The organism is Pseudomonas sp. MYb541, from assembly GCF_037479595.1.
GTDB classification, from domain to species: Bacteria; Pseudomonadota; Gammaproteobacteria; order Pseudomonadales; family Pseudomonadaceae; genus Aquipseudomonas; species Aquipseudomonas canadensis.
Genome location: NZ_JBBGYS010000032.1, coordinates 76,733 through 85,424 on the forward strand (window position 1 = coordinate 76,733; position 8,692 = coordinate 85,424).

Genomic DNA, 8,692 nt, shown 5'->3' on the forward strand with positions numbered 1-8,692 from the left:
GTTCACGCGAAATGCCCGTCCATCCAATCTTTTTTGGCTAACCGTGCAACTGGCATACGCCTTGCCAGTTTGTACAGTGCTTGTGCGCCTGGCCGCAGGATGTGGCCATCGGAGCTAATGGCAGCGGGCCATTAGCCGACCAACATGTGGGAGAGAACTATGATCAGTGCCGCTGTAGATATTCAGGGAGAGCGTGTCAGTCAGCCGGTAGGGGGACCTTCGTTGGTCGACCTGCCCACCACTGTGCGGCCGATCGTGAGTCAGAATCCTAATCGCAAGAAAGTCCTGTTCGTGACCTCTGAATTTGCCGACCTGGTGAAAACCGGCGGCCTGGGCGACGTGTCCGCGGCCCTGCCCCGCGCCATGGCCCACCTGCACGACGTGCGGGTGTTGATTCCCGGTTACCCGCAGGTGATGGAAAGCGATAACCCGATCCATATCATCGGTGAGCTGGGCGGCCACGCCGCGCTGCCGCCGTGCAAGATCGGGCGCATGGACCTCAAGGACGGCCTGGTCATTTATGTCCTGATCTGCCCCGAGCTGTACGAGCGCGAAGGCACGCCCTACGGCGCCAATAACGGCCGCGACTGGCCGGACAACCACATTCGTTTCGCCCGCCTGGGCCTGGCCGCCGCCGACATGGCCGCCAACCTTGCGCAAATCCACTGGTGCCCGGACCTGGTGCATGCCCACGACTGGCCCGCTGGCCTGGCGCCGGCATACATGCACTGGCGTGGGTCACGCACGCCGACGCTGTTCACCATTCATAACCTGGCTTATCAGGGCGTGATCAGCCTGGCCTCGACGCCGGAACTGGGCATTCCACCCCACGCCTTGCAGCAGGAAGGCATGGAGTTCTACGGCAAGATGTCGTACCTCAAGGCCGGCATGGCGTATTCCAGCCACATCACCACGGTGAGCGCCACCTACGCCCGGGAAATCACCACCCCGGAATTCGGCTGCGGCCTTGATGGCTTTCTTGCCAGCAAGACCCAGCAAGGCTTGCTCAGCGGCATTCCCAACGGCATTGAAGACAGCTGGGAAACCTCCACCGACCCGCACCTGACCCACAACTTCAACATCGGCGACTGGGAAGGCAAAGCGGTCAACGCAGCCCAAGTGCGCGAGCTGTTTGGCCTGAGTGAATCCACCGGCCCGCTGTTCGCCGTGGTCTCACGCCTGGTGTTTCAAAAAGGCCTGGACCTGACCGAAGCCGTGGCCAGCTTTATTGTCGAGCAAGGTGGTCAGATCGCGATCATCGGTCGCGGCGAGCCGGAAGAAGAAAACGCCATGCGTGAACTGGCGCTGCGCTTCCCTGGGCAGATCGGTGTGCGTATCGGCTTCAACGAGACCGATGCCCGGCGCATGTTCGCCGGCAGTGACTTCCTGCTGATGCCATCGCGCTACGAGCCGTGCGGTCTGAGCCAGATGTACGCCCAGCGCTTCGGTTCGCTGCCCGTTGCGCGTAACACCGGCGGCTTGGCCGACACCATCGAAAATGGCGTGACCGGCTTCCTGTTCAATGAATCCACAGTCGAGAGCTACAAAGAAGCCTTGAGCCGCGCGTTCAAGGTGTTTGCCTACCCTGGCCTGCTCAATGCCATGCGCTGCCGAGCGATGACGCAACCGTTCAACTGGAGCCAGGCGGTGGAACCCTACGCCGAACTGTACGAACAGCTTGTGGCCAAGGCCTTGGGGAAATCCGCTAAATAATCAACGGGAGGTCTCTATAGATGCCGTTACGGACTCTGGAAACCTGGCCCCACGGCGCAATCATGCTGGACGCGCAACACACGCGTTTTGCCTTGTGGGCGCCAGACGCGTTTTATGTCAGCGTTGAATTGGAAAACGGCAAGTCCATTGCCATGCTACCGCAGGCGGAAGGCTGGTTTGATACCGAAATAGCGTGCCCGGCGGGCACGCGCTACCGTTTCAATATCGACGGGGAAGTGGATGTACCCGACCCTGCCTCCAGGGCCCAGGCCTCGGATGTGCACGGTTGGAGCCTGGTGGTCGATCCCCTCGCCTATCCATGGCGCCACAGCCAGTGGCAAGGCCGTCCCTGGCACGAAGCCGTCATTTATGAGCTGCATGTCGGCGCAATGGGCGGCTACGCCGGCGTCGAGAAGCACCTGCCACGCCTCGCCGAGCTGGGTGTGACCGCGATTGAATTGATGCCGTTGGCGCAATTCCCCGGCGAACGCAACTGGGGCTATGACGGCGTCCTACCCTATGCACCCCAGGCTTCCTACGGCACGCCTGATCAACTCAAGCACCTGATCGACAGCGCCCACGAACACGGCCTGGCGGTGATCCTCGACGTGGTCTACAACCACTTCGGCCCCGATGGCAACTACCTCGGCCAGTACGCCAAAGGTTTCTTCCAGGAAGACGTGCACACGCCCTGGGGCGCCGGTATCGACTTCGACCGGCGTGAAGTGCGGGACTTCTTCCTGGATAACGCCTTGATGTGGCTGCTCGAATACCGTTTCGACGGCCTGCGCCTGGACGCGGTCCATGCCATCGACAACCCTGATTTTCTGAAACAACTGGCTCACCGCGTTCGCGAACAAGTCGACACTGGCCGACACGTCTGGCTGATGCTGGAAAACGAGCTCAATCAGGCCAGCCTGCTGCAACACGATTTCGACGCGCAATGGAATGATGACTTTCATAACGTCCTGCACGTACTGCTGACCGGCGAAACCGACGCCTACTACAGTGACTTCGCCGAGGAGCCTACCGCCAAATTGGCGCGCTGCCTGGGCGAAGGCTTCATCTTCCAGGGGCATACCACTCGGCATGGTCATGAACGCGGCGAACCCAGTGGGCACCTGCCGCCAAGCGCGTTTGTGGCGTTTTTGCAGAACCATGACCAGATCGGCAACCGCGCGCTGGGCGAGCGCCTGCATCAGCTGTGCTCGCCACAAGCGTTGAACGCGGCGACCACCCTCCTGCTGCTTTCACCGATGATCCCGCTGATGTTCATGGGCGACGAAGTCAACGCCAGCGAGCCGTTCCTGTTCTTCACCGACCATCACGGCGAGTTGGCCGAAGCGGTACGTGAAGGACGGCGCAATGAGTTTGCTGATTTCGCCGCGTTCAAGGATCCGGAACGACGTGAACGCATTCCCGATCCCAACGACGCGACCACCTTTGAACAATCGGCCCCCTCGTTTACCGACAACCCGCACGCCCAGTTCTACCGCCAACTGCTGAACCTGCGCCACCACCATATCGTGCCGCACTTGCCGGGCAGCCTCGCGCTGGGTGCGCAGGTGCTGGCCGAGGGGGCCGTCAGCGCACGCTGGCGCCTGGGCAACGGCAGCCTGTTGCAGATCGACCTCAACCTGAGCGCCGCGCCGCTGGATCACCCGGCGGCGGGCGCTGTCCTTTTCGAAACGCCTGCCAACCTCGGCGCCCATCTGCCGGCGTACAGCGCACGCGTTACCCTATCCCCTGTTGGAGAGCACCCTTGAGCGAAGCGAACCTGGAAATCCTCGCCAGCCGAGCGGGCCTGGCCGTCGATTGGATCGACGCAAACGGCCGCCCGCAACGTGTGAAACCCGACGCTTTGCGCGCCGTTCTCAAAGGCCTCGGCCACCCGGCCGACAGCGATGCCGAGATCGACGCCAGCCTGCTTGAACTGGAACAGGCACAACAAGACAAACACCTGCCACCGTTGATGACCATCGACAGCGGCGAAGGCCTGGATCTGGCCCGTTACTTTGAACCGGACACCCTGTGCCGGGTCAGCCTCGAAGACGGTGAAACCCTGGAGCTGCGCCTCGATGGCGACGCCGTGTTGCCCGGCGTTATCGCCCTCGGTTATCACCAAGTGCATATCGCCGAGCAGACGTTCACCCTGGCCGTCGCCCCCGCCCACTGCTACAGCGTCGCCGAGGCCGTCGACAGTCGCCCCGCCCGTGCCTGGGGCCTCAGCGCGCAACTGTATAGCTTGCGCCGCCTGGGCGATGGCGGTTTTGGCGACACCCTGGCCCTGGAACATCTGGCCCGTTCGGCTGCCGAACGCGGGGCCGATGCCTTGGCAATCAGCCCGATGCACGCCATGTTCAGCGCCGACACCGCGCGCTACAGCCCGTATTCGCCCTCCAGTCGCTTGTTCCTCAACAGCTTGTACGCCTCGCCCGGTTGCATCCTGGGTGAGCGCGAAGTGCGCAACGCCATTGAATCCCTCGGCCTGACGGATGAACTGCACGACCTGGAACAACACAGCCTGATCGACTGGCCCACAGCTGCCAAGGCCAAGCAGCGTCTGATGCGGACGCTGTACGAAGACTTCCGCCACGGCCAGCATCCACAACACGCCGATTTTCTGAGTTTCCGCCAGGCCGGTGGTGAAGCGCTGGAAAACCATTGCCGCTTCGAAGCGGTGCAAGCCGCGCGCGCCGCCAAAGGTGAGGATCTTGACTGGCGCCACTGGCCCGAAGACTGGCGCAACCCGCAGAGTCCGGCACTCGCAGCCTTTGCCGCAGAAAACCAGGATGAGATCGGCTACTTCGCCTTCAGCCAATGGCTGATCGCCCGCTGCCTGGAACGCGCGCAACAAGCCGCTCGCGGCAGTGGCATGGGCGTCGGATTGATCGCCGACCTGGCCGTGGGCGCCGACGGCGGCGGCAGCCAAGCCTGGAGCCGCCAGGATGAACTGCTCGCGGACCTGACCGTGGGCGCGCCACCCGACATTCTCAATCGCGCCGGGCAAGGCTGGGGCATCTCCGCGTTCTCGCCTGAAGGCCTCAAGCGCAACGGCTTCCGCGCCTTTATCGAGATGCTGCGCGCCAACTTCGCCCATGCCGGTGGCCTGCGTATCGACCATGTGATGGGCCTGCAACGCCTGTGGGTGATGCCCATGGACGCCTCGCCGCGTGAAGGCGCCTACCTGTATTACCCAGTGGACGACCTGTTGCGCCTGCTGGCCCTGGAATCCCATCGCCACCAAGCCATCGTGCTTGGTGAAGACCTGGGCACGGTGCCGGACGGCCTGCGCGAAAAACTCATCGCCCGCTCGATCCTCGGCATGCGCGTGTTGCTGTTCGAGCAAAACCACGACGGCCAGTTCAAGCCGATCCTTGACTGGACGGACAACGCCCTGGCCACCACCAGCACCCACGACTTGCCGACGCTCAACGGCTGGTGGCACAGCCGCGATATCGACTGGAACATCCAGCTCGGCCTTATCGATGCGCCTACCGTGGAGCAATGGAGCGAACACCGCCTGCGCGAACGCCAGGCACTGCGTCAGGCCTTGAGCCAGGACCCGCAGAACTTCGTCGATGAGATCCGCAATGAGACCGACCACATGATCGACGCCAGCGTGCGCTACCTCGGCCACACCCGCGCACCGTTGGTGCTGTTGCCGTTGGAGGATGCGCTCGGCGTCGAGGAGCAAGCCAACCTGCCCGGTACCACCGACACCCACCCCAATTGGCGCCGTCGCTTTGTGGGTGAGGCCTCCAGCCTGCTCGACAATGCCGGGGCCGCCCGCCGCCTCGAACTGTTGGCCGTCGCGCGCAACCAAGCCTATGAGCGTGACCGATGAAAGCACTGCCCCTGCGCGCTACCCAGCGCCTGCAATTTCATAAAGGTTTTACCCTGGACGACGCGGTGCCCCTGGTGCCCTACTTCGCCCACCTCGGCATCAGCCACCTGTACGCTTCACCGCTGCTCAGCGCCCGCGCCGGCTCCATGCACGGCTACGACGTGGTCGACCCCACCCGCGTCAACCCTGAACTGGGTGGCGAAGCCGCCTTGCGCCGCCTGGTCGCCGCGTTGCGTGAACACGGCATGGGCCTGATCCTCGATATTGTTTCCAACCATATGGCCGTGGGTGGCGCGGATAACCCTTGGTGGCTGGACCTGCTGGAATGGGGGCGCATGAGCCCCTACAGCGAGTTCTTCGATATCCAGTGGCATTCGCCCGACCCGCTGCTCAAAGGCCAGTTGCTGATGCCGTTCCTCGGCAGCGACTACGGCGAAGCCTTGCAGACTGGCACCGTGACCCTGCAGTTCGATGCCACCCACGGCGCGTTCTACGTCGAGCATTACGAGCATCGCTTTCCGATCTGCCCACGGGATTACGCGGCAATTTTGGGTAGCGATGAATTACTCAAGCCCTTGTCCGACCGCTTCAGCGCCCTGGCCTATCAGGATGATGCTTACCACGAGGCCACCTGGCTCAAACAAGCCCTGGCCGAACGGGCCACTGAAGACGAAGTACGCCAGGCCATCAACAGACAGTTGGCGACGTTCGACTTTGACCGCCTGCACCACCTGCTCGAACAACAGGCCTATCGACTCGCCAGCTGGCGCACCGCAGCGGACGATATCAACTGGCGGCGCTTCTTCGATGTCAATGAACTGGGCGGCTTGCGCGTGGAACGCACCGCCGTATTTGAAGCCACCCACGGCAAGATTTTCGAACTGATCAGCGAAGGTTTGGTGGATGGCCTGCGTATCGACCATATCGACGGCCTGGCCGACCCGCGCGGGTATTGCCGCAAGCTGCGGCGCCGGGTGGATTCGCTGTCACCGCAGCGGCATTTACCGATCTTCGTGGAAAAAATCCTCGGTGAAGGCGAAACCCTGCGCGAAGACTGGCAGGTGGACGGCACCACCGGCTACGAATTCATGAACCAGCTGTCGCTGCTGCAACATCACCCGGACGGTTTTGAACCTTTGGCCGAACTGTGGACCCGTCACAGCGAACGGCCCTCGGCCTTCCTCGAGGAAGCGCGACTGGCGCGCCAGCAAATCCTCAACGGCTCACTCGGCGGCGACTTCGAAAGTGTGGCCCAGGCCTTGCTGCAAGTAGCCCGCGACGATGTGATGACCCGCGACCTGACCCTAGGCGCCATCCGCCGCGCGTTGCAGGAACTGATCGTGCATTTCCCGGTGTACCGCACCTACATCAGCGCACGTGGCCGCAGCGACGCTGACGACCAAGTGTTCCAACACGCCATGGACGGCGCACGCACCACCTTAGGCGAAGGCGACTGGCCGGTACTCGATCACCTGGAAAAATGGTTGGGCGGTCAACCCTGGCGCAATCGCCCGGTAGGCCGTGAACGCAAGATCCTCAAGCATGCCTGCGTGCGTTTCCAGCAATTGACGTCGCCCGCCGCCGCCAAGGCCGTGGAGGACACCGCGTTCTATCGCTCGGCGGTACTGCTGTCGCGCAACGACGTGGGCTTCAGCACAGAGCAGTTCAGCGCGCCCTTGGCCGACTTTCATGCTGTCAACCAGCAGCGTTTGCGGACCTTCCCCGACAACCTCCTGGCGACCGCCACCCACGACCACAAACGCGGCGAAGACACCCGTGCGCGCCTGGCGGTGCTGAGTGAATGCGCGCCGTGGTTTGTTGAACAGGTGGAACACTGGCGCACTCTGGCCGCTCCATTGCGAACCGACACCGCCCCCTCGGCCGGCGACGAATTGATCCTCTATCAAGTCTTGCTCGGCAGTTGGCCGTTGGATCAGGGCAATGAGTTTGACGGCTACCAGCAGCGCCTGTGGCAGTGGCAACAAAAGGCCCTGCGCGAAGCCAAGTTGCAGAGCAGCTGGAGCGCGACCAACGAGGCCTATGAACAAGGCGTCGAAACGTTCCTTTCACGGCTGTTGCTCAGCGATGAAGGCCACGCGCTGCGCACCGCCATCGGCAATGCCGCTCAGGCGATTGCCCCGGCGGGCGCGTTGAACAGCCTGGCGCAATCCTTGCTTCGTATGACCGTGCCGGGTGTGCCGGACCTGTACCAGGGCGATGAGTTCTGGGACTTCAGCCTGGTAGACCCGGACAACCGTCGCCCGGTGGATTTCAGCGCACGGCAACAGGCGCTGGCGACTCCACCGGACATCGGCGAACTGCTGTTCAACTGGCGCGACGGGCGTATCAAACAGGCGTTGATTGCTCAGGTGCTGGCCTTGCGCAAGGCCCTGCCTGAATTGTTCCGCAGCGGCACCTACACGCCGCTGGAAGTGGTCGGCGAGCACGCTGACCGGGTGGTCGCATTCTCTCGCGAACACCAGGGCAAGTACCTGCTGGTGTTGGTGCCACGCTGGCCCCATCACCTGCTTGAAAACGGTGTGCACCCTCAGATCAATGCGCAGGTTTGGGGCGATACACGGGTGAAATTACCGTTCGCCGCCACAACGCAAAACTGGAAGGGACTTTTTCATACAGGCGCAGTCACACCAGACAAGGAGCTGTTGGTTAGCGCTGCCCTGGGGGATTTCCCGGTCAATGTCTTTATCAATCCTGATGATCAAGAAAGCTGAAAATTTTCTGTGAGGAGCATTGTGATGAGTACTGAAGACAAACGCATACGCGAACTGGCGCATCAGATCTGGGAGTCCGAAGGCAAACCCCATGGTGAAGATGCACGCCACTGGGAGATGGCGCGCAAACTGGCGGAAGCCGAAGCGCTGACGCCAAGCAAGCCCAAGGCAGCGGCCAAGCCCAAGGCCAGCGCTCCCAAGCCGCCGGCGAAAGCCAAGCTGGCGCCTCCTCCCAAGCCTGCCGCCGAGAAGAAGCCGAAGGCGCCGCGCAAGCCCGCCAGCTGACCCGACCTGTAGGAGCCGGCTTGCCGGCGATCGCGCAATCGCAGTCGACGCAGAGGTTGACAGTACCGCCGCTATCGCCCGCCAGCCCGCTCCAAAAATGATTTGGACTTATAAG

At 62.6% G+C, this 8,692-nt stretch carries 5 protein-coding genes; all 5 read left to right on the top strand.

The genetic code is table 11. From position 1 onward, the window contains the following. The first annotated feature begins 159 nt into the window (after window positions 1–159). From glgA to WH299_RS20015, 5 genes are read left to right on the top strand one after another with little or no spacing between them, the layout of a single operon-like run. A complete protein-coding gene (gene glgA / locus WH299_RS19995) occupies window positions 160–1,713 on the top strand; it encodes a glycogen synthase GlgA (RefSeq protein ID WP_073860001.1) in 1,554 nt (517 codons plus the stop codon). 20 nt (window positions 1,714–1,733) lie between these two features. Then, complete coding sequence (gene treZ / locus WH299_RS20000) at window positions 1,734–3,479, top strand: malto-oligosyltrehalose trehalohydrolase (protein ID WP_339551110.1); 1,746 nt, start codon at window positions 1,734–1,736, stop codon at window positions 3,477–3,479. Next, the gene (gene malQ / locus WH299_RS20005; protein WP_339551111.1) at window positions 3,476–5,560 is read left to right on the top strand and encodes a 4-alpha-glucanotransferase; all 2,085 of its coding nucleotides are present in this window, start codon (window positions 3,476–3,478) and stop codon (window positions 5,558–5,560) included. Before treZ ends, malQ begins: the two co-directional genes overlap by 4 nt. Then, window positions 5,557–8,292 carry a malto-oligosyltrehalose synthase gene (locus WH299_RS20010; protein ID WP_339551112.1) on the top strand — a complete coding sequence of 912 codons (2,736 nt, stop codon included), beginning with the start codon at window positions 5,557–5,559 and terminating at the stop codon, window positions 8,290–8,292. The genes malQ and WH299_RS20010 overlap by 4 nt, the downstream gene beginning before the upstream one ends. 24 nt (window positions 8,293–8,316) lie before the next feature. After that, window positions 8,317–8,577: a DUF2934 domain-containing protein gene (locus tag WH299_RS20015; protein ID WP_339551113.1), complete on the top strand. Its 261-nt coding sequence runs from the start codon at window positions 8,317–8,319 to the stop codon at window positions 8,575–8,577. The last annotated feature ends 115 nt before the right edge of the window (window positions 8,578–8,692 follow it).

Coding starts and splice junctions, on each gene's coding strand:
- glgA (WP_073860001.1), top strand. CDS start 160: ATGATCAGTGCCGCTGTAGATATTCAGGGAGAGCGTGTCAGTCAGCCG.
- treZ (WP_339551110.1), top strand. CDS start 1,734: ATGCCGTTACGGACTCTGGAAACCTGGCCCCACGGCGCAATCATGCTG.
- WH299_RS20010 (WP_339551112.1), top strand. CDS start 5,557: ATGAAAGCACTGCCCCTGCGCGCTACCCAGCGCCTGCAATTTCATAAA.
- WH299_RS20015 (WP_339551113.1), top strand. CDS start 8,317: ATGAGTACTGAAGACAAACGCATACGCGAACTGGCGCATCAGATCTGG.